This is a genomic window from Novosphingobium sp. BL-S-32 (assembly GCF_056857055.1).
In genome coordinates, this window is sequence record NZ_CM166476.1 from 3,212,150 (window position 1) to 3,232,062 (window position 19,913).

General features: G+C 64.9%; 16 protein-coding genes. 7 read left to right on the forward strand and 9 right to left on the reverse strand.

The annotated features are described in order from the left end of the window. Positions 1-35: 35 nt before the first annotated feature. The 3 genes from AC1VVK_RS15100 to AC1VVK_RS15110 are packed head-to-tail and all read right to left on the reverse strand — an operon-like array spanning position 36 to position 4,248. Positions 36-890 (reverse strand): sulfotransferase domain-containing protein, encoded by an 855-nt coding sequence (locus tag AC1VVK_RS15100; RefSeq protein ID WP_482903611.1) that lies wholly within the window; start codon positions 888-890, stop codon positions 36-38. Continuing rightward, positions 887-2,134 (reverse strand): DegT/DnrJ/EryC1/StrS family aminotransferase, encoded by a 1,248-nt coding sequence (locus AC1VVK_RS15105; protein WP_482903612.1) that lies wholly within the window; start codon positions 2,132-2,134, stop codon positions 887-889. The genes AC1VVK_RS15100 and AC1VVK_RS15105 overlap by 4 nt, the downstream gene beginning before the upstream one ends. A 14-nt stretch (positions 2,135-2,148) precedes the next feature. After that, positions 2,149-4,248, reverse strand: a complete 2,100-nt coding sequence (locus AC1VVK_RS15110; RefSeq protein WP_482903613.1) for a polysaccharide biosynthesis protein — start codon at positions 4,246-4,248, stop codon at positions 2,149-2,151. Positions 4,249-4,647: 399 nt separating this feature from the next. Here AC1VVK_RS15110 and AC1VVK_RS15115 point away from each other — a divergent pair, with 399 nt between their 5' ends. The 4 genes from AC1VVK_RS15115 to AC1VVK_RS15130 all read left to right on the forward strand — a co-directional run bounded on the left by AC1VVK_RS15115 (position 4,648) and on the right by AC1VVK_RS15130 (position 9,291). Continuing rightward, positions 4,648-5,901 (forward strand): glycosyltransferase family 4 protein, encoded by a 1,254-nt coding sequence (locus AC1VVK_RS15115; protein WP_482903614.1) that lies wholly within the window; start codon positions 4,648-4,650, stop codon positions 5,899-5,901. Between the two features lie 21 nt (positions 5,902-5,922). Then, complete coding sequence (locus AC1VVK_RS15120; protein WP_482903615.1) at positions 5,923-6,825, forward strand: methionyl-tRNA formyltransferase; 903 nt, start codon at positions 5,923-5,925, stop codon at positions 6,823-6,825. A 3-nt stretch (positions 6,826-6,828) separates the two neighbouring features. Further along, positions 6,829-7,530, forward strand: a complete 702-nt coding sequence (locus tag AC1VVK_RS15125; RefSeq protein ID WP_482903616.1) for a PIG-L deacetylase family protein — start codon at positions 6,829-6,831, stop codon at positions 7,528-7,530. Between the two features lie 1,152 nt (positions 7,531-8,682). Next, positions 8,683-9,291: a response regulator transcription factor gene (locus tag AC1VVK_RS15130; protein ID WP_165912033.1), complete on the forward strand. Its 609-nt coding sequence runs from the start codon at positions 8,683-8,685 to the stop codon at positions 9,289-9,291. A 121-nt stretch (positions 9,292-9,412) separates the two neighbouring features. On the opposite strand, the gene AC1VVK_RS15135 is transcribed toward AC1VVK_RS15130, so the two are convergent. Next, the gene (locus AC1VVK_RS15135; RefSeq protein WP_482903617.1) at positions 9,413-10,396 is read right to left on the reverse strand and encodes a formylglycine-generating enzyme family protein; all 984 of its coding nucleotides are present in this window, start codon (positions 10,394-10,396) and stop codon (positions 9,413-9,415) included. A gap of 101 nt (positions 10,397-10,497) precedes the next feature. Further along, positions 10,498-11,814, reverse strand: coding sequence for a 23S rRNA (adenine(2503)-C(2))-methyltransferase RlmN (gene rlmN / locus AC1VVK_RS15140; RefSeq protein ID WP_482903618.1), 1,317 nt, complete (start codon positions 11,812-11,814; stop codon positions 10,498-10,500). 291 nt (positions 11,815-12,105) lie between these two features. Here rlmN and AC1VVK_RS15145 point away from each other — a divergent pair, with 291 nt between their 5' ends. After that, positions 12,106-12,774: an outer membrane protein gene (locus AC1VVK_RS15145; RefSeq protein ID WP_482903619.1), complete on the forward strand. Its 669-nt coding sequence runs from the start codon at positions 12,106-12,108 to the stop codon at positions 12,772-12,774. Positions 12,775-12,970: 196 nt separating this feature from the next. Here the strand turns inward: AC1VVK_RS15145 and AC1VVK_RS15150 are convergent, their stop codons facing one another. From AC1VVK_RS15150 to greB, 3 genes are all read right to left on the reverse strand, one after another. Beyond that, complete coding sequence (locus AC1VVK_RS15150) at positions 12,971-13,483, reverse strand: hypothetical protein (RefSeq protein ID WP_482903620.1); 513 nt, start codon at positions 13,481-13,483, stop codon at positions 12,971-12,973. Positions 13,484-13,548: 65 nt separating this feature from the next. Continuing rightward, on the reverse strand, positions 13,549-14,529 hold the full coding sequence (locus AC1VVK_RS15155; protein ID WP_482903621.1) for a TauD/TfdA dioxygenase family protein: 981 nt from the start codon (positions 14,527-14,529) through the stop codon (positions 13,549-13,551). Positions 14,530-14,642: 113 nt separating this feature from the next. Next, positions 14,643-15,128: a transcription elongation factor GreB gene (gene greB / locus AC1VVK_RS15160; protein WP_132384748.1), complete on the reverse strand. Its 486-nt coding sequence runs from the start codon at positions 15,126-15,128 to the stop codon at positions 14,643-14,645. Positions 15,129-15,248: 120 nt separating this feature from the next. Between greB and AC1VVK_RS15165 the strand changes: the two genes are divergently transcribed. Further along, a complete protein-coding gene (locus AC1VVK_RS15165) occupies positions 15,249-16,613 on the forward strand; it encodes a glycoside hydrolase family 27 protein (RefSeq protein ID WP_482903622.1) in 1,365 nt (454 codons plus the stop codon). Between the two features lie 213 nt (positions 16,614-16,826). Here AC1VVK_RS15165 and AC1VVK_RS15170 read toward each other — a convergent pair whose 3' ends face one another. Beyond that, positions 16,827-18,791 (reverse strand): lytic transglycosylase domain-containing protein, encoded by a 1,965-nt coding sequence (locus AC1VVK_RS15170; RefSeq protein WP_482903623.1) that lies wholly within the window; start codon positions 18,789-18,791, stop codon positions 16,827-16,829. A 79-nt stretch (positions 18,792-18,870) separates the two neighbouring features. On the opposite strand from AC1VVK_RS15170, the gene dapA reads away from it, so the two are divergent. Then, on the forward strand, positions 18,871-19,752 hold the full coding sequence (dapA, locus tag AC1VVK_RS15175; protein ID WP_132384751.1) for a 4-hydroxy-tetrahydrodipicolinate synthase: 882 nt from the start codon (positions 18,871-18,873) through the stop codon (positions 19,750-19,752). The last annotated feature ends 161 nt before the right edge of the window (positions 19,753-19,913 follow it).

Consider the following 19,913-nt stretch of genomic DNA (forward strand, 5'->3'; position numbering starts at 1 on the left):
GGCAAGTTGTCCGTTGGAGCACGGGTTTTATCGGTCTAGGAAACCGGGACATGCCTTGTGGGCGCCTTCCAGCGCGCAAGGTCCAGCCCGAACATGGCTTCCAGAGTCTCCACGTCGCGCGCATAGAAATCGCGCAGTCGCTCGCGCAGGGCCGGGGTCAGCGGCGGATAGGCCACCTCGCGCGCGATCAGCGAGCGGACCCCCTCGAACACCGGATTGCCGCGCAGCGGGCGCATGCTGTCCTTCAGCGGGGCCAGTGCCCGGCGCAGCGGCAGGGGCAGGATTGCCGTACGGCTGCTGTTGTCGTGCGTGGCGGCGTGTCCGGGCTCGAAGCAGGGCTTGGTGCCGATGTGGCGCGAGACGGCGGTGATGATCTGGCGCGGCTGCGCGACCACGTCCTCGTAAAGATAGGCCAGCATCTGCTCGCGCGGGAACAAGTCGAACCAGCGCGCGAGGTGCCGGGCATAGAGGCCGTCCTCCAGAAAGCGCGGGAACGGATTGTCGGGCGAGGACAGGTATTCCTCTGGCGGGCCCTTCACGGTGCCGCGCCGGTAGAACATCTTGTAGTCCGAATAGGCGCGATCGACCGGGTTGCGCAGCTGGAGCACCAGCTTCACGTCGGGCAGCCGGGAGGCGATGCGCCGGGCGGCGAGAGGGTGAGCAAGGTAATCGGCGGACTTCTCGCCGATCACATGCGCGGCGGCGGGGCGTTCCGCGAAGAAAGTACGGTACCACTCTTCGCCGCGCTCGAATTCGCTGCTGAAGTAGTGGGGTTCGGGAGCGGGCATGAAGATGGCCGGATTTTCCTGAAGCCGCGCCTGAATCCAGGTCGTCGCCGCCTTGACCGCGCCGATGATGAGGAACTGCGGACGCCAGGTGCGATCGATCATGCCATGGCCTCCTGCATCGACGTGCGCAGGCCCCCGGCCATACGCGCCATCGCCTCGTCGCCCAGTGTGTGGTCCACCGGGAACATCAGGGTGCGCTCTCCCAGCCGCACGGATTGCTCCAGCGTGCCGTCACGCCGCACCGGCTGCCCGGCGAGCGCGGCCTCACGGCTCATGTCAGGGCAGGAGCCGGTGGCGGCGGGCAGGCCCAGTTCGAGCAGGCGCCGGAGCACGCGATTGCGCCGCGCTTCGGGTGCATCGCCGGAAAGCTGGACGTAGAACTTGTACCAAGCATGGCGGGCCTCGGAAGGCGGCTCGGGCAGGGTCACGCCGGGAAGGTCGGCCAGTGCCTCGCGCAGTAGCCGCGCGTTGCGGGCGCGGGCGGCGAGCCAGAGCGGCAGCTTGGCAAGCTGCCGCCGCCCAAGTGCGGCCTGCATCTCGGTCATGCGGTAATTCGATCCGAGGTGGTCGTGGACATGGCGGAACGCGCCGGGTGTCCCGCCCGCGTTTCCGCCCGTTACCTTGCGATAGTCCTTGCCGTGGTCCTTGATCGCCCAGCCGCGCAGCCATGCCTCATGGTCGCGAAACAGCAGCAACCCGCCTTCGCCGCCGGTCGACATGATCTTGTCGGTGCAGAACGAGAACGAGGCGGCATCGCCGAACGATCCGACGCGCGCGCCGCGCCACGCGGCCCCGTGCGCCTGCGCGCAGTCCTCGATCAGCCTGAGGCCGTGACGTGCGCAGACGGCGCCCAGTGCGTCCATGTCGCAGGGCCAACCGGCGAGATGGACGCAGATCACCGCCCGCGTGGCGGGGCCGATTATGCGCTCTACCGAGGCTGGATCGATGTTCTGGGTGACCGGATCGATATCGGCAAAGACCGGCAGCGCGCCGACCACCATGACGCAACTGGCACTGGCGAAGAAGCTGCGGGCGGGCACGATGACCTCGTCGCCCGGCCCGATCCCCAGCGCGCGCAGTGCCACTTCCAGTGTCAGAGTACCGTTGGCAATGCACAGCCCCTCAAGCGTCCGGTTCGTGCCTTCACCGATGTACCGGGCGAATTCGGCCGCGAATGCGCGGTTTTCCTCGCCATGGACCAGCGCGTTTACCTTGCCGGAGCGCAGGACATCGACAACCGCTTCGATCTCGTCCGCCTCGTGGCGCGGCCACTGAGAACGGAGCGGGGCCCGTTCGCGAAGGCCGGGCTGCGCCGGTGCGACAGCGCTTGTCGATACCGGGGTCAAGGCAGGCCTCCCTTTCAGACTTTCACAGGCTCGCCGGAACCGCGCGGCCCGGTCAGCGCCTCGTTCTCGATCAGTCCGAAGCCGGCGCTGCCGCTGGGGACCTTGACCAGCGTGTGCGTGATCCGCCGCGCCTCGACATGGTCGCCAAGCTCGACCGCGCGGGCCAGCCGGTCGATCGAGCGCGAGATGAAGGGCAGCGGGATCGGTCTGGACTGCGCCTCGAAGATGCCCTTGATGCCCGAAGGGAGCTGCTCCTCGCAAATGTCGAAGAGTTCCTCGAACAGCTTCTCGCCGGGCCTCAGACCGACGAATTCGACCGGCACGTCGATCTCGGGCTGGAGGCCGTAGAGGCGGATCATCCGATAGGCGAGGTCGACGATGCGGACCGGCTTGCCCATGTCGAGCACGAAGATCGTACCGCGCTGGGAGTTCTGGCTGAGCGCGGCGGAACTGCTCTGGAGAATGAGCTGCACCGCCTCGCGCACGGTCATGAAGAAGCGTTCGATATCGGGATGGGTGACGGTGAGCGGGCGGCCCTCTCGAAGCTGGCGGTGGAACAGCGGGACGATCGACCCGCTCGATCCCAGCACATTGCCGAAGCGCACGGTCATGAAGCGCGGCGCCTCGGTATCGTCGACGCCGCACATGTCGAGCGCCTGCGCATAGAGTTCGCCCACGCGCTTGGTCGCGCCCATCATGCCCACCGGGTTCACCGCCTTGTCGGTGGAGATCTGCACCATCGCCCGCGCCGAAAACTCGCAGACCGCGTCGGCGACGATGCGGGTGCCCAGGATATTGGTGTGCACGCCCGCGCAGGGATTGGTCTCGACGATCGGCACATGCTTGAGCGCGGCGGCGTGGTAGACGATCGACGGCCGGTGCTTCTCGAACACCCGGCGCACGTCGTCACGCTCGCGCACGTTGCAGAGTTCGGGCTGGATATCGAGGTCCGGGAACTGCTCGCGCAGCTTCATCTCGGCGGCGTAAAGGTGAAATTCACTATGTTCGAGCAGGACCAGACGCGACGGGCGGAAGCTTGCCAGCTGCCAGCACAGTTCGCCGCCGATAGTGCCGCCCGCGCCGGTCACCAGCACGCATTTGCCGGTGATCTGGCTGGTGATCTGCTCGCCCTCCAGCGTGAATTCGCTGCGGCCGAGCAGGTCCTTGACCGAAAGCTCGTCCGGGGCGGCGCCGTGGCCGCGCTGGAGAATGTGGCTCCAGCCGTCGCGAATGCGCGAGAGTTCCAGCCCCAACTGGCGCGAGCGGGAGGTCAGTCGCGCCATTTCGCGGTTGGATAGGTCGGTGCCGTCATCGCAGGCGATCACCAGTGAGGGGCGGCGGCCCTGGAGTTCCAGTTCCTCCACTGCGAGGGAGAGATCCTCGTGCGTGCCCAGCACCGGCACTTTGGAGATCTGGAGCAGGGTGTCGTTCGACGCCGGCAGCAGGATGCCGACGACCGAGAGCGAGGGCGTGCTCTCGCGCTTCAGCATCTCGATGATCGACAGTGCCCAGTCGGACGATCCCACCAGCAGCGCCCGGCGCAAGTCGCGGCCTTGGGCGGCTAGGGGGAGGGCTCTGCCGGTCTGCGAAAGCTTCTCACGCAGGGCGCGCCGCGAGCCGCGCACGGCGAAAAGCACGGTAATTGCGAAGAGCCACTGCGCCAGCGCGATCTGCGCAAGCTGGGGGCGTTCGGCGTGGACGCCGGGAACCAGCAGGATCGCCGCCCAGCCGAGCCCGAAGGCCGGCAGCGTCAGCAGGGCCAGCTGCATCGCGTGCGAAAAGCTGAAATAGCGCCAGCTCCGCCGATAGATCCCGGCCGTATAGAAGCAGCCGATGGCCAGCGCCGCGAAGACGAGGATCGCGGCCAGGTGCCCGTCAGATCGGGGAAAGCCGGTGCGGCCGATAAACAGGAAGGCCAGTCCCAGCGTTGTTGCCAGCACCAGGAAGTCGACCAGCATGAGCACGGTGTTGCGGAATGTGCGGCGAAGGCTGAACTGCGCGATCGAGGAGCGGGAGCGCGGTGCCCTCGGCCCCAGTTTTCGCACGCGCAGGAACGTATTGGCCGAGCCTCCGGCCATGTTCGAGGCAGTGGATCCTGCGACGGGTTGGTTCATTGCGTCAGCCTTCGCGGGTTGCTTGTGGCGAAGTGGTTTTCTTCTGCGAAGGCTGTGTTGACCCGCTCGCAGCAACTAACTGTCTACCGGTGAACGTCTGGTCACGCATGTATTCATGAAGTCATCAGCCGGAATTGCCGCCCTCTTCGGTAATAGGGGGAGGTATACACTTGCTGGGTCAGGGCCGGTCTCAAATGGTTCGAATGGGCAACAGGATTGTGATCCCTAAATCGCCCGACATTATCTCTAAGGGCTATCAGCCGATTAGGAACTTGCGGTCGGCGCGGCCGGGCTCATCATCAGGGACACCGCTGGGATGTATGGGGCTCCCGAAAATGGCCGATGTGATGATCTTGAATTTCTTGCCGATCATTCACCCCGGGGGGGCTTGAGCAAGCCATGAAAGTTCTCGTTCTCTCCAGCCTTGCCTACTCGCTCACCAATTTCCGGGGGGCGCTGCTGCGCGAGCTGAAAGCCAATGGACACCACGTCGTGGCCGTCGCGCCGGACGGCAATGCGGCGGTCGAGGCGGAGCTTGCGAACTGGGGCGTGGGCTTCCGGATCGTGCCGATGGACCGTACCGGCACCAGCCTGATCGGCGATGCCGCGCTGCTGGCAGCTTACACGCGGCTGATGGTGGCCGAGAAGCCGGACCTCGTGCTGGCCTATACCCAGAAACCGATCATCTACGGTGGCATCGCCGCGCGCCTGATGTGCGTGCCGCGCTTCTACGCGATGATGTCGGGGCTGGGCTACGTCTTCAGCGAGGCAGCAGCCCATCGCCGGCTGCTGCGCCGCGCGGTCGCGCGGCTCTACCGCGAGGCTGTACGCCGGGCGCGCGGGGTCTTCGTGTTCAACGCCGATGACCGGCAGGACATGATCGACCTTGGCATCGTGCACGAGCATCAGAACGTGGTGCGCGTACCGGGCTCAGGCGTGGATCTTGAGCGGTTCGCTCTGGCGCCGCTGCCGCGCGGCAGGATGCGGTTCCTGCTGGTGGGACGGCTGATGCGCGACAAGGGCGTACAGGAATTCCTGGAAGCGGCGGCCCTGATCCGGCGGGACCATGCGGATGTCGAATTCTGTATCCTGGGCCACTACGAAACCGCCAATCCTACCGGGATCGACGAAGTGGAATGCGCGCGCCTTTCGCGCCAGTTTCCGGTCCAGTTCATTCCCGGCACATCCGACGTGCGGCCCTACCTGGCCAGTTGCTCGGTCTTCGTGCTGCCCTCCTACTACCGCGAGGGCCTGCCGCGCACGATCCTTGAGGCGATGGCGACCGGCCGCCCGGTCATCACCACCGACATGCCCGGTTGCCGCGATCCTATCATCGAGGGCGAGAACGGCTTTCTGATAACGCCGCGCGACACGGCGGCGCTGCGCCGGGCGATGCAGCGTTTCATCGACGATCCCGAGCTGGTGGCGCGCATGGGTGCCCGATCCCGCTCTCTTGCCGAAAAGGTTTACGACGTGCGCAAGGTAAATCACCAGCTGCTGGACGAGATGGACCTGCTGCGAGAGCCGTGGAATGTGCCAGATGCCGTCTCCGCCGCGCGCGGGGTGGATGCCGATGCGCCGCTTGTCGGCACGCCGATGGTCAAGGCACCGCGCGAGGGCGGCACCGGCCCCTCGCAAGTCGCGGCGGGCTGACAGGCCATGGAAACGCAGGCGATGCGGGCGGTCGTTGTCGGAGCGGTCGGCAGCACAGCGGTACTGGTGGAGGAACTGGCGGCGGCGGCCGGATGGGTGCTTCCGCTGGTGGTGACCTTGCCGCCGGAACTGCACAAGCGGCATTCCGACCTTGTGGACCTCTCACCCCTTGCCGCGCATGCGGGCGCCCTGTTGGCGACGGCGGCGCGGACCAACGATCCCGAAACGCTGCTGCTCGTGCGCGCGGCCAAGCCCGACTACGTGTTCGTGGTCGGCTGGTCGCAGCTTTGCAGTTCCGATTTCCTCGGGATCGCCGCGAAGGGATCGATCGGCTATCACCCGGCACCGCTGCCGCGCCTGCGCGGGCGGGCGGCAATCCCGTGGACGATCCTGCTGGACGAGCTGATTTCGGCATCGAGCCTGTTCTGGATCGGCGCGGGCACCGACGATGGCGATATCCTTGCCCAACAGTACTTCCACGTGGCCCGCGACGAGACCGCGCAGGGTCTCTACGACAAGCACATGGACGCGTTGCGCACGATGCTGCGCGGGCTGTTGCCCCGGCTCGCGGCGGGCGAGCAGCCGCGCACGGCGCAGGACGAGCGCTATGCCACCTGGGCGACCAGGCGCACGGCGGCGGATGGCGCGATAGACTGGCGCCAGTCGGCGGTCGCGATCGATCGGCTGGTGCGCGCGGTGGGGCGGCCCTATCCCGGCGCCTTCACGCGGCTGGGGGACCGCCGGATCACGGTGTGGTCCTCACGGCTGGCGGCCGGGGGCGAGCGCCACCACGCGCTTCCGGGCCAGATCGTCTCCCGGCAAGGCATGGTGCTCACTGTCCAGACGGGGGAGGGGCTGCTGGACCTTGTGGAGTGGGAGATCGAGGGCAGGCTGCCCCCGCTCCACGCGATTCTGGAGGGCTAGGCCTTGGTCGGCCGTCCGGGCACGGGCCTGCACCATTATGGCAAAGTGCTGGTCATCGCGCCGCATCCGGATGACGAAGTGCTCGGCTGCGGCGGCACGATGGCGCGCATGGCCGAGGAGGGGCTCGATGTGCAGGTGGCCGTCGTCACGACGGGACGCCCGCCTGCATTCAGTGAGGGATCCGTCGCCCAGGTGCAGGCCGAGATGCGCCGGGCCCATGCCCATCTGGGCGTGAGTCAGGCGCACATGCTCGGCTTGCCCGCTGCGGCGCTCGATACGCTGCCGGCGGCCGAGATCAATGCCGCAATTGGCCAACTCGTGCGCGAAGTGCGGCCCGATACGCTGTTCCTGCCCTTTCTGGGCGACATCCATCAGGATCACCAGCTTACCTTCCTGGGCGCCATGGTGGCCGCCCGCCCGCGCGACCGGCGGGTTCCATCGCGCGTGCTGTGCTATGAGACGCTTTCCGAAACGAACTGGTACGCGGCGCCGATGACGCCTGCGTTCGTCCCCAACGTCCATATCGACATCGCATCGACGCTGGCGCGCAAGCTGGAAGCCTTCGCGATGTTCGAAAGTCAGGTGAAGGCGTTCCCCGATGAGCGCTCCCTCACCACGATAGAGTCTCTGGCCCGGCTGCGCGGTTCCAGCGTGTTTGCCGAGGCTGCCGAGGCCTTCATGCTGGTGCGCGCGATCGAGCGCTGACCCTGTTGTTTGGGGTGCCTGCCAGCGCCACGGCGGTCCATCGCGTGGTCAGAAGAAATCGCTTTTACTTTTATGGTGACTTTAAATGACCGGATAATACTTGGTTAGTGCCCACTTGTGCACACTAAACGGACGTGCCCTGTCCTCTTTTTGAAGCTTGCCGTCGGGCCCTCTCGACTTGGTGAAGAATGATCGAATGGCGGCACTGATTCGGGTTGGTTAGCTGACATGGCGGAACAACCGCCGCGTCCCGAATGATCTGAACCGCCGCATACGTCCCATCATTTGGGCTTCGCGATGCGCTCCATCGGATGGAGTGGGCGCGTCCTTTGGGGCAATTCGGGCCTCTACAACGGACGAATGGGGTTCCCTTCGCTCGGCGCAACCCACCAAGTTTCAAGCGAATTTTCGAGAAAACCGGCCACGCCATGGCCCTTCCGAACGATCAGGCGAAGGTTTTGGGCGCCGAGTCGATGGCGGATTTTCCCCACTTCTCAGGGAAAGGGGCCGCGCACAGGCGGTTGAAAGTGCGAAACTGACAGGATTTAACGACCGCCGGCATGTGTGCACAAGGATTCAGTTCTAGATAAATCAATGATTAAAAATGATATTTTTAATCATCTACCTATTTCGAGGTAGTGCGCCCGGGAAACGGGCAGGTTTCGGGGGTACAGGCCAATGAAAATGTTGAAACCCTTAAGCAAACTCCTGCGGGAACGCGGATTTTCTGACTTGTCCCAATCTGGACTACCCATTTTCTCATACTTTACGCCCTCTCGACTTGAACTGCCGGATATGTTTTAAGGAGATGCACCTATGTTGTGGGGTTTGAAGGGGCATTGGAGGGGGAGCACCAGTCCATCTGGTCAACCACCAATTGTCATACGTGTATTCTCCCGACCAAAACGGGCGAATTCGCCTATCCTTGATCATCCTCCGGCATGATGTCGACGGAGCAATCCGTCTCAAACAACAAGCATACATTGGGTCGTCCGTATTTCCGGGTTTCAGGAGAGAAAGACGATGGCGAATTTTGAAGAAGTATGTGTCTCCATTGTGGGATTCAATTCACTCGTTCGCGAGGGGATCTGCAAGATCCTCGACAAATGCGAGTTCCGTTGCGGCCGCTTTTACCGCGACTGCGACGACCTTATGGCTGAGGACGCAGGCGCGAACCTGGGGCTGACCATTTTCGATATGGGGCATTGCGACGACCTGCTTGGCTGTCTGGCCACGCTGAAGGAACGTCACCCTTACATGCGGGCCGTTTTGCTCGCCGATGAGTTCGAGTTCGGCCAGATGGTCGATGCCTTCCAGTTGGGCGCCCATGCCTATCTGCTGAAGGAGATCGGCGCCGAGCCACTGATAGAATCCCTGCGACTGGTCAATCAGGGCGAGAAAGTCCTGCCCAGCGCGCTGCTTCAGCATCTTCCGCAGAAGCAGGCCATTGCCGAAGGACAGGCAGATGTGCAGGTCCAGCTCAGCGAACTGCTCTCAGACCGTGAGATCGACACGCTGCGCTGCCTGGTGATGGGTTATCCCAACAAGGTGATCGCCTATCGCCTAGACATCAGCGAGGCGACGGTGAAGGTCCACGTCAAGGCGATCCTGCGCAAATTGATGGTGCAGAACCGCACGCAAGCGGCGATCTGGGCCGTCAATCAGGGCCTCGTCACGCAGGCGGGGGATTTTCAGGCTGCGGAGTATGTGCCCGCTGCCGAAGAAGTGGTTCGTCCGGCAACGCTTGCCTACGCTCGCTAGGCAAGCCGGACATGACCCCGGATGCGGCGTTCATCAGAACGTCCATCGGCGCGACAGGTGCGGCCTGCCGCGTCGATGCGTCGCGGGGGAACGGTATACGATGTGGGGGTGGCGCAAGCGGTCAGCCGCGAGCGCGCACCACGCAGCGGAAACCGATATGGCTGGTCGCCGTATCGATCATTTCGGGATGGCGCGCTGCCGGCCGATAACGTTGGCAGTAATTCTCGGCGCAGAGGTGTGAGCCGCCTTTCAGCACCTTACGCCCGATGCGGACATGCGGCTGTGCGGGATCGAAGCTCTCCTTGAGCTTGCCGCCGCCTGGGTTCCGAGGCGGATTGCTGACCGCACAGCACGAACCGCCGGATTTCTTCACGCCGGGTTTCTCGGACCACCAGTCCCGGGTCCATTCCCAAGTATTGCCGATCATGTCGTAAAGGCCGTAGCCGTTGGCGGGAAAGGTGCGAACGGGCGACGTGCGCTCCCAGCCGTCCAGACACTGGTTGGCGAAGGGGAACAGGCCCTGCCAGTAATTGGCCAGCATCCGTCCCTCGGGCGCGAGCTCGTCGCCCCAGGCATAGTCCGCATCGGCGAGGCCGCCGCGCGCGGCAAATTCCCATTCGGCCTCGGTCGGCAGGTCCTTGCCCGCCCACTTCGCATAGGCTTCCGCATCGGCATGGCAGACCTGCACGACCGGATGGTCCCAGAGGTCCAGCGCGTCGATATCGCTTTCGGGGCCGTAGGGGTGGCGCCAGCAGGCGCCGAATTCGTAGCGCCACCAGTCGCCCGGGTTCGAGGTGTCGACAGGCGTTGCCGTCTTGCGGAATACCACCGCGCCGGGCTGCGCCATTTCCGGCAGCATGCCCGGATAGTCCTTCGGATCGGGTGCGATTTCGGCGATGGTGACATAGCCGGTCGCCGCGACGAAGCGAGCGAACTCGCGGTTGGTGACCGGCGTCTCGTCTATCCAGAAGGCGTCGACCGCGACCTGCCGGAGCGGGGCTTCCTCCGGATAGAAACGCTCCGACCCCATGGTGAATGTGCCGCCCGGGACATGGATCATGCCGAGCAGAGCTTCGCTGCCTTGGGTGAGGGGGGGTTCGGTCATCGCAGTCCTCTCAACGGATATTGCATCCGGTTTAGGGCTGCGCCGAAGCTACGCCAAACGCGTATTTTCTTTGCAGCCCTAAACGAAGAACTGAAGGGGCCTTAGCCGAGCGCCACTTCCTTCTCGGCGTAGAGGCGTTCCAGTTCGGCGCGGCTCTTCTTTTCGGCGGCGGTCTTGAGCTGGCCGCAGGCCGCATCGATGTCACGCCCGCGCGGGGTGCGCACCGGGGCCGAGATGCCGCCCTTGAATACGATATCGGAGAACGACTTGATCCGCTCCGGTGTCGAGCATTCGTACTGCGCGCCCGGCCAGGGGTTGAACGGGATCAGGTTCACCTTCGCGGGCAGGTTGAACTGCTTGAGCAGGCGCACCAGCTCGCGCGCATCCTCGTCGCTGTCGTTCTTGTCCTTCAGCATCACGTATTCGAAGGTGATGCGGCGCGCGTTCGATGCGCCCGGATAGTCGGCACAGGCCTGGAGCAGGTCCTCGATGCCGTACTTCTTGTTGATCGGCACGATCTCGTCGCGCACGTCCTTGGTGACCGCGTGGAGCGAGACGGCAAGGTTCACGCCGATTTCCTCGCCGCAGCGAGCCATCTGCGGGATCACGCCCGAGGTAGAGAGGGTGATGCGGCGCTTCGACAGGGCCAGACCGTCGCCGTCCATGACCAGCTTCAGCGCATCGCGCACATTGTCGAAATTGTAGAGCGGCTCGCCCATGCCCATCATCACGATGTTGGTGAGCAGGCGGCCGTCTGACGAGTAACCGCCTTCATCCTCGTCGGTCTCGGCGCCATCAACGCCGTCACCGAAGGCAAAGTCCATGCGCCCCTTGGGCCATTCGCCCAGTGCGTCGCGCGCCAGCATGACCTGACCGACGATCTCGCCCACCGTCAGATTGCGGACGAGGCGCATCGTGCCGGTGTGACAGAAGCGACAGTTAAGCGTGCAGCCGACCTGCGAGGACACGCAGAGCGTGCCGCGATCGGCATCGGGGATGAACACCATTTCGAAATCGTGCGCGTCCGCCGTGCGCAGCAGCCACTTGCGGGTGCCGTCGCTGGAGTGCTGCGCCTCGACGATTTCCGGGCGGCCGATCACGAAGCGTTCGGTCAGCCAGGGGCGCATGGTCTTGGCGATGTCGGTCATCGCTTCGAACTCGGTGACGCCGCGGTGGTAGATCCAGTGATAGACCTGCTTGGCGCGCAGCTTCGCGGCCTTCAGGTCCAGCCCGGCGGTTTCGAACAATTCGGCAATGCGCTTCTTGGGCAGGCCCATCAGGTCCACGCGGCCGTCTTCGCGCGGGGTCACGCCCTCGACAAGGCCAGGGCGGGGCACCGGAACGGGGTCGATATGCCCCGGGATCGGCATCGGGCCGGCACCGGAGGCACCGGAAAGGATCGGGTTCGCGTCTGTCATGATTGGCCGGCCATATAGTGCATTCGGGCGCAAAACGAAAGATGCCGGTAAGCATTCGGGCGTTCGTGCCCACGCAGCGGGTGCGCGCGAACCGTTGTCACGCCTGTCCGGTTCCCGCTTCCGGACGTGCCGGGGGCTCGCTCCGTCGATTGAGTGTGACCCGAAAACATCAACGATTTCGTTGTGTTAGGTTCATGAAACTCCCTTTGTGTGACGGGCATTTGACCAGTCCGGACGGGCCGGTCGCCATCCATAAGAGCCCGTCGGAGAACACAAGGAATGGAGCATCCCATGAAGAAGATCCTTCTCGGCCTCGCCGCCGGCACCGCCATCGCCTCGGTTCCCGCCATGGCGCAGGACGCGGGCGCGAGGCAGCCGTTCGACGGTTTCCATGTCGATGCGCTGGCGGGTTACGACGTGACCAAGGCCGGCAGCGGTGTCGATGACGACGTCAATGTCGATAACGATCAGTCGATCGACGGCTTCGCCTTCGGTGTCGGCACCGGGTACGACGTGCGCATGAACAACTTCGTCATCGGTCCAGAGGCGGAAGTGACGTGGTCGACCGCCAAGACCAAGTTCAACGACGGCGATTTCGAAGGCTTCGGCATCGGCAATGTGAAGAGCAACCGCGACCTCTATCTGGGCGCGCGGGTCGGCTACGTGGTGGCGCCCAGCACGATGGTCTACCTCAAGGGCGGCTATACCAATGCCAAGTTCGACGTGCGCAATGCGGTCGGCACTGTCGATACCAAGCGCGACATCGATGCGGACGGCTGGCGGATCGGCGCGGGCGTCGAGCAGGCGCTCAGCAGCAACGCCTTCGTGAAGCTGGAATATCGCTACTCGAACTACGGCAAGGGCGAACTGGACTACACCGGCGACATTCCGGACGGTCAGCGCTTCAACCTCGATCTCGACCGGCATCAGGTGATGGCGGGCGTGGGCGTGCGCTTCTGATTTCAGCTTGAGGCGGGGGAAGGGCGGGGGTTTCGGCTCCCGCCCTTTTCTTGTCCTCCCCGGCACGGGGAGGGGGACCGCCCGAAGGGTGGTGGAGGGGATTCGCACCACGACGCAACGGTCGAGCGAGACTGCCAATCCCCTCCGTCAGCGCTCCGCGCTGCCACCTCCCCGTGCCGGGGAGGACAAGTATCGACTACTGAACCTTCGCGCAGCCGATCAGCGCGGCATCCATGGCCGAGGCGGCGCCTGCCAGCGGCCATGCATTGACGAAGCGATTGCCCTTGAGATCGGTGGCCGTCACGGTCAACCGCGGGGCAGAGCGCATGGCGGCGACTATGGCCGCATTGTCTCCCTCGCCGCGCGGCCATGCATCGCCGCCGCCGCCGGTAAGTTGCCAGCGTTGTCCGCCGACATTGAGCGTGATGGTGGAGGGCTGCATGATCCGGCGCGACAGCCGGAAATGGAGCTGCCCGCGCGCACCCCGGCGTGGCCATGTCCCGACGGCCACGAAGGGCTGGTATTCACGGGCGGACTGGTTCGGTTCGGCCATGGCGATGGCATAGCAGCGCGGCACGACCGGATCGCGGAACGCGCCCCAGGTGCTGTAGAGCCCCAGGCTTTCGCGTGCGAGTGCGGGCACGGCACCGGCTGCGCAAAATGCGAGCAGGGCGATGAGGCGGAGCGAGCGACCGGACATGCGTTTCATCGTGGCGTGCCCATGGCATGAAACACGCTTGAGGTAAAAGGTCCGAGGCTGTGCCGGCGGATTTCTCAGGCGATTTCGCGCAGGACTTCGCCGATCTTTTTCCCGTCCTCGAAATAACCGAGGCCGTAATCACCCTTGATCGTGGTGCGCAAAGTGCGGCGTTCGTAGTGCGCGTCGCAGCCCTCCACCGCGTGGAGCATGCGGTGGTTGTCCCAGATCACCATGTCGGTGGGCTTCCAGTCATGCCAGTAGGCGCTGGTTCCGGTGCCGAGGCGGTTGATCGCCTGGGCCGCCTCGTCGAGCAGGGCATCGCCATCGGCATCCTCGTGATGTTCGAGCGCCACGGCCATCCATGGGCCGAAGTGCAGCACTTTCTCTCCGGTCTGCCGCTTCCACACGGCCGGATGCATCGCGCGCGGGAAGCGCGCGGCTTCGGCCAGCAGTTGCGGCGTCGATTCGTATTCGGTGAGCGGCGTGAAATCGACGCCGTACTTCATCGTCGAGAGCCGAGTATCGAGCGTGTAGACCACGTTGTGCCCTTCCAGCCGGCGACGCAGGCCTTCGGGAAACTGGCGGTAGAGTTCGACGCCGTCCATGAACCCGGTGCGCCCGCCGACCGGCGCATTGACCGGCGCGCGCAGCACGCCTGCGTAGTTCAGCTCGTCATTGTAGCAATGGTCGAAATGCCAGGGCGAGAAGCGGGCGAGGATCTGCCCGTCGATCTCCACCAGCCCCTCGCCGCGCGCGATCTCGTCGCGGGGCTGGTAATGCATGTCGATCACGCCTTCCGCATCGTCGCCGGTTTCCGCGTCGCGGGTGGTGGTCTTGGTCGGATGGTCCTTGAGCGGGCCGAACACCCGGCTGAGCGCCACCTGCATTTTCGAGCTGGGCTCCATGTCGGTGAAGACGATGACGCCGCGCTCGACGAACAGGTCGCGCAATTGCTGGCGGACCGCCTCGTCCTCCAGCGCCGCGAAGGTCACGCCTTCGACCCGCGCGCCGAAGCTGAGGTTGTCCTGAAGATTCTCCACACGAATGCCGCTCATGGCCTTGCTCCTCTCTGGCCGTTCCGGTGCGTGCCGGAACGATCCTAAGCTTGCTGAGCATGGTGCCATGGCCTTTGCGTCGGGGCCAAGGGGAATTTGATCTTCTTGCCGCCTCAGGCAGTCGGGTAGGCGATCTCCATCACTTCCCATTCCTTCTCGCCGGAGGGCAGGCGGACCATTCGAAGGTCGCCGATGGCGGCACCGCGCAGGGCGCGGGCGATGGGGGCGCTCCAGCCGATCAGGCCCTTCGCCGCGTCCTGCTCGTCATCGCCGACGATGGTGACGGTCTTGTGGTTGTCGTCCTCGTCCGCGATGGTGACAGTGGCGCCGAAGAAGACCTTGGCGCGTTCGGTCTGCTCGCGCGGATCGACCACGCGCAGCGCCTTCATGCGGCGGGCGAGGAAAGCCAGTTCCCGGTCGATCTCGCGCATGCGCTTGCGGCCGTAGAGATAGTCGCCGTTTTCCGAACGGTCGCCATTGCCCGCTGCCCACGAGACGATCTCGACGATCTCCGGCCGCTCCTTGCCGAGCAGATGGTCGTAGCGGGCGCGCAATTTCGCCATTCCGGCGGGCGTGATCGGGGGACCTGCGGGTTTCATCGGGTGAGCCTTATCCGGCGAGGCTGATGCGGGGAAGGGGCGGGGGCGCTTCTCCACCGCCTTGCGCTCGGCTTATTAGTCCGACAAAAGAAGGCAAATCTATCTGGGATCGAGGAAATCATGGAACTCTCACGCCGCTCCGCGCTCATCGCTGCTGCTGCCGCGCCACTTGCCGGGATGGCCGCGCGCGCCGTTGCGGCGGAGGGCGTCGGCGCTCTGCCGACCGCACCGGGCGCGACGCTGGCGCCGCGTCCGCCCATGGGCTGGAATTCGTGGAACAGCTTCGCCGGAACCATTACCGAGGCGCAGGCGCTCGAAACCGCCGCGATCATGCGCGATAAGCTACTGCCCTTCGGCTACGACGTCTTCACCGTCGACATCCAGTGGTACGAGCCCGAGGCGAAGAGTTACAGTTACAACGCCAACCCGGTGCCCGCGCTGGACGCCAACGGGCGGCTGATCCCCGCGCCTAACCGTTTCCCTTCGTCCAAGGGCGGGAAGGGCTTCGCGCCCTTGGCGGCCAAGGTCCATGCGATGGGCATGAAGTTCGGCATCCACGTCATGCGCGGCATCGCGCGACTGGCGGTCGAGAAGAACCTCCCGATCCTCGGCACGCCCTACCGCGCACAGGACATTGCCGACACCAGCAGCATCTGTCCGTGGAATCCGGACATGTACGGCGTCGACATGACCAAGCCCGGCGCGCAGGAATACTACGACAGCATCTTCCGTCTCTACGCCTCGTGGGGCGTGGACTTCGTGAAGATGGACGACATGAGCCGCCCTTACGACGCTCATGCGCCGGAGATCGAGGCGGCTGCCAGGGCCATCGCGCGTTGCGGCCGGCCGATCGTGCTCAGCCTCTCGCCGGGCGAAACGCCGGTCCCGCGCGGGGCGGAAGTGCGCAAGCATGCGCAGATGTGGCGTATTTCGGACGATTTCTGGGACGAATGGCCGCAGCTTGCCGCGCAGTTCACGCGACTGGAGAACTGGTCGCCCTTCACTGGGCCGGGTTCATGGCCCGACGCCGACATGCTGCCGCTGGGCCGCATCGCTCTTGGCGAGCGCAGCAGCCGTTTCACGCCCGACGAGCAGCAGACCCTGATGACGTTGTGGTCCATTGCCCGTTCGCCGCTAATCATGGGCGGGGATCTGCGGGGCATCGACGACGCGACGATGGCGTTGCTGACCAATCGCGAGGTGCTGGCGGTTAACCAGCACAGCGCGGGCAATCGTCCGCATTTCCTTGCCGACAATACCCGCGTCTGGTCGGCGCGGCCGGAGGGGAGCGAGGATCGCTATCTTGCGCTGTTCAACACCGGCGATGCGCCGCTGGAGGTTTCGGTGCCGCTGCGAGAACTCGGCCATCAGCGCGCGGCGGTGCGCGATTTGTGGAAGGGCGAGGACCTTGGCGTGAGCGAGGGCCGAGTGATCGCCAAGCTGCGCTCGCACGCCTCGGCGCTATACCGGGTGAAGGTAGCGTAAGCCGCCTCAAGCTCAGCCTTGTCCATCCCCGTCATCCCCGCGAAGGCGGGGATCCCGCTTCTTTTTCTCGTAGAGACGGGGAGAGTACGGCCGCACTAGTGCGCGGGCCCTCTGCGTCTCCGCGCGAACTTAAGAAAAGCGGGGCCCCCCGCTTTCGCGGGGGCGACGGAGTTTTGTGGTGAGAGGTGGAGGACATTTAGTCCCCGTGCCCCCTCAACCCGGCGTGTTCTTGCCCATCAACCGGCTCAGCGGCAGGCTGCTGCGTACACCCGCTTTGTCCGGATACATCGCCTGATAGACCACCGCGTTTTCCAGCACGCGCTGGATATAGTTGCGCGTCTCGGAGATCGGGATCTGCTCGATCCATGTCACCCAGTCGACCGAGCCCATGCGGGGATCGCCGTTGGAGGCGAGCCACTTGTTCACATTGCCCATGCCCGCGTTGTAAGCGCCGATCGCCAGCGGGTACGAACCGCCGAAGTAGCTGCGCACGCGCGCGAAATAGGCATCGCCCAGCGTGATATTGAACTGCGCGTCGCTGACCAGACGGCCGTCGTCGTAGGATAGACCCAGCTTGCCCGCCTGCTCGCGCGCGGTAGTGGGCATCAGCTGCATCAGTCCGCGCGCACCGGCGTGGCTGAGCGCGTTCTGCGCGAACTGGCTCTCCTGACGGGTGAGCGCATGTACCATCGTCCAGTCCGCGCCCGGCGGAGTGGGGATCATCGGATAGGCGATCTGGCCGAAGTCGCCATAGCCATCGGCATGGGCGCTCTGGCCGAGGATCACTGCAAGGTCGCGCCGCCCGATCTCGCGCGCCAGATCGGCGACCAGCACGTGGTCCGCCTCGCTCTGTGCCTGATCGGAGATTTCCTTGAAGAATTGAACGGCGGTCTTCCAGTCCGCATCGCGGGCCACGTCGCGCACGGCCTTGGTGATCGGCTCGGCCATGAAGGCGCTGCGCTGGGCCGATGTCGGCATCGAGCGCGGCTTGGAATCGAGGTCGGGCAGGGGGCGTCCCAGCCGTTCCAGCGCCAGCTGGCCGTAGAAGTACTGCGGATAGGCAGCGGCCATTTCGAAATAGCGCTTCGCCCCGGAGCTGTCGCCCGCTTGCGCCAGTGCTCGGCCCGCCCAGTAGAAGCCCTTGGACCGCGTACCCGGGGTCTGCGCGGCGGCGCCATAGCGATAGAACAGCGGCGCTGCGCGGCGCGGATCGCCCATTGACCACAGCGCCTTGGTGCCGCCCAGCCAGACCAGCGAGGTGTAATCGTCACGCAGGCGGAAGGACTGCTTGGAAATATCCGTGCCCGGCGCGAAGGCATCGTCGATCGAACTCGCGATCCGCACTGCCGAATCCGAACCCGCCCCGCGTGCGGCGTTGAGCAGTTCGCGCACCCATTTCTCGGGCTCCGGTACCGGCTTGGACAGCGGCGGGCGGGTGGAGAGCAGCGAGATCTCGCCGGGGAGGTTGCCCGATTTCCGCGCCTGCACCGCGCGGGCATAGATATAGCCCGGATCCGCGTTCATCTGCGGGCTCAGCGTCAGCCCCATGGTGCCGGGGGGCGAGCCTTGCAGCATCGACAGCCGCTCCATGAACAGCGAACGATTGGCGGCCGAGACGAAGGAGATCTGCCGCTGCGCCTGATCGGTCTGGCCCTGCCAGAGCAGTTCGTCCATGCGCGCGTCGTGATCGGCCTGCGTGAAGCGCGATCCATAGGTCGACATCAGCCGGGCTTCGTCATCCGCTGCCAGACTGCCGCCGCGCCATGCGGCAACCGCCTTTTGCGCGGCATCCGGCCGCTGCAACGTAGAAAGCGCCACGGCGTAGCGTCCGGCGGCCTCGCTCGTCAGCGGTGGAAAGCGGGTGAAGAAGGCGACGGTGGTATTCGCGTCGGCCGGATAACGGGTCAGCGCGCCTTCGGCGTAGCGGCGAATCCGATCCTCCATCGGATAACCCGGATAAGTCATCAGGAAGTTCGAATAAGTACCGAAGTCGAGCTGATCGCTGGCCGAAAGCTGGCGCCAGCGGTCGATGGACTGATGCACGCTCATGTCGTGCGATTGCATTTGCTGCGCTTTGGCGATGTCCCATTCGCGGCCGTCCTGTGCGAGAACAGGGCTCGTGAAAAGGAACGTGGAAGCAAGCAGGATGAGGGGGGCGGCACGCTGCATGCTGGACATTTGGGGAAAAGGCTCCTTATCAGGCGCTGAACGTCGGGACCGATCACCCGATGAATGACGATCAGCTGAGGTAAAGTCCATGTTCTCGGGGTCTATTCCTGCTCTTGTTACACCGTTTCGCGACGGAGCGTTCGACGAACAGGCTTTTCGGCGGCTGGTGGACTGGCAGATTGATTCGGGTTCTTCCGCGCTTGTGCCATGCGGTACCACCGGTGAAAACTCCACGCTTTCGAACGCCGAACACCATCGCGTGATCGAACTTTGCGTGGAACAGGCGGCGGGCCGCGTGCCCGTGATCGCCGGCTGCGGCAGCAACGACACGATGAACGCGCTGCTGCACATGAATTTCTCCAAGAAGTGCGGCGCCTCGGCCGCGCTGCTGGTGGCGCCTTACTACAACCGCCCCAGCCAGGAAGGCCTGCTGGCCCATTTTAGCTACCTTGCCGAGCACAACGACCTGCCGATCGTGCTCTACAACGTGCCCGGCCGCACGGTGACCGACCTGCTGCCCGAAACCGTGATCGAACTGGCGCGCCGCTATCCGGATCGCTTCGTCGCCATCAAGGACGCCAGCGGCGACCTCAGCCGCGTAACCGATCACCGCATGGGTATCGGCAAGGACTTCTGCCAGCTTTCGGGCGACGATGAACTGGCCCTGCCGTTCAACGCGGCCGGCGGCGTCGGCTGCATTTCGGTGACCGCGAACGTGGCGCCGAAGCTCTGCGCCGAATTCCAGGCCGCTTGCGCGGCGAACGACCTTGAGGAAGCGCGCCGCCTCAACGACCTGCTTTACCCGCTGCACTATGCGATGTTCGAGGACAGCTCGCCGGGGCCGTGCAAGTACGCGCTGGCACAGGTCCACGACTGGATCGAAAACGAACTGCGCCTGCCGCTGGTGCCTTGCGGCGACAAGGCCCGCAAGGCCGTGGATGACGCGCTGGTGCATGCCGGGCTGATCTGAGCGGTTTCCGTTTTCAGGGACAAGGGGGCGTCGGTGCGAACCGGGGCCCCTTTTTCGTTCTGTTCGGTGCGGGTTTCAAGCGGGCCACGCTCTCCCATGCACCGCTCATCCCGAGCTTGTCGAAGGATGGCAGCACCGCGCCCCGGTCTCCGGGGGCTTCG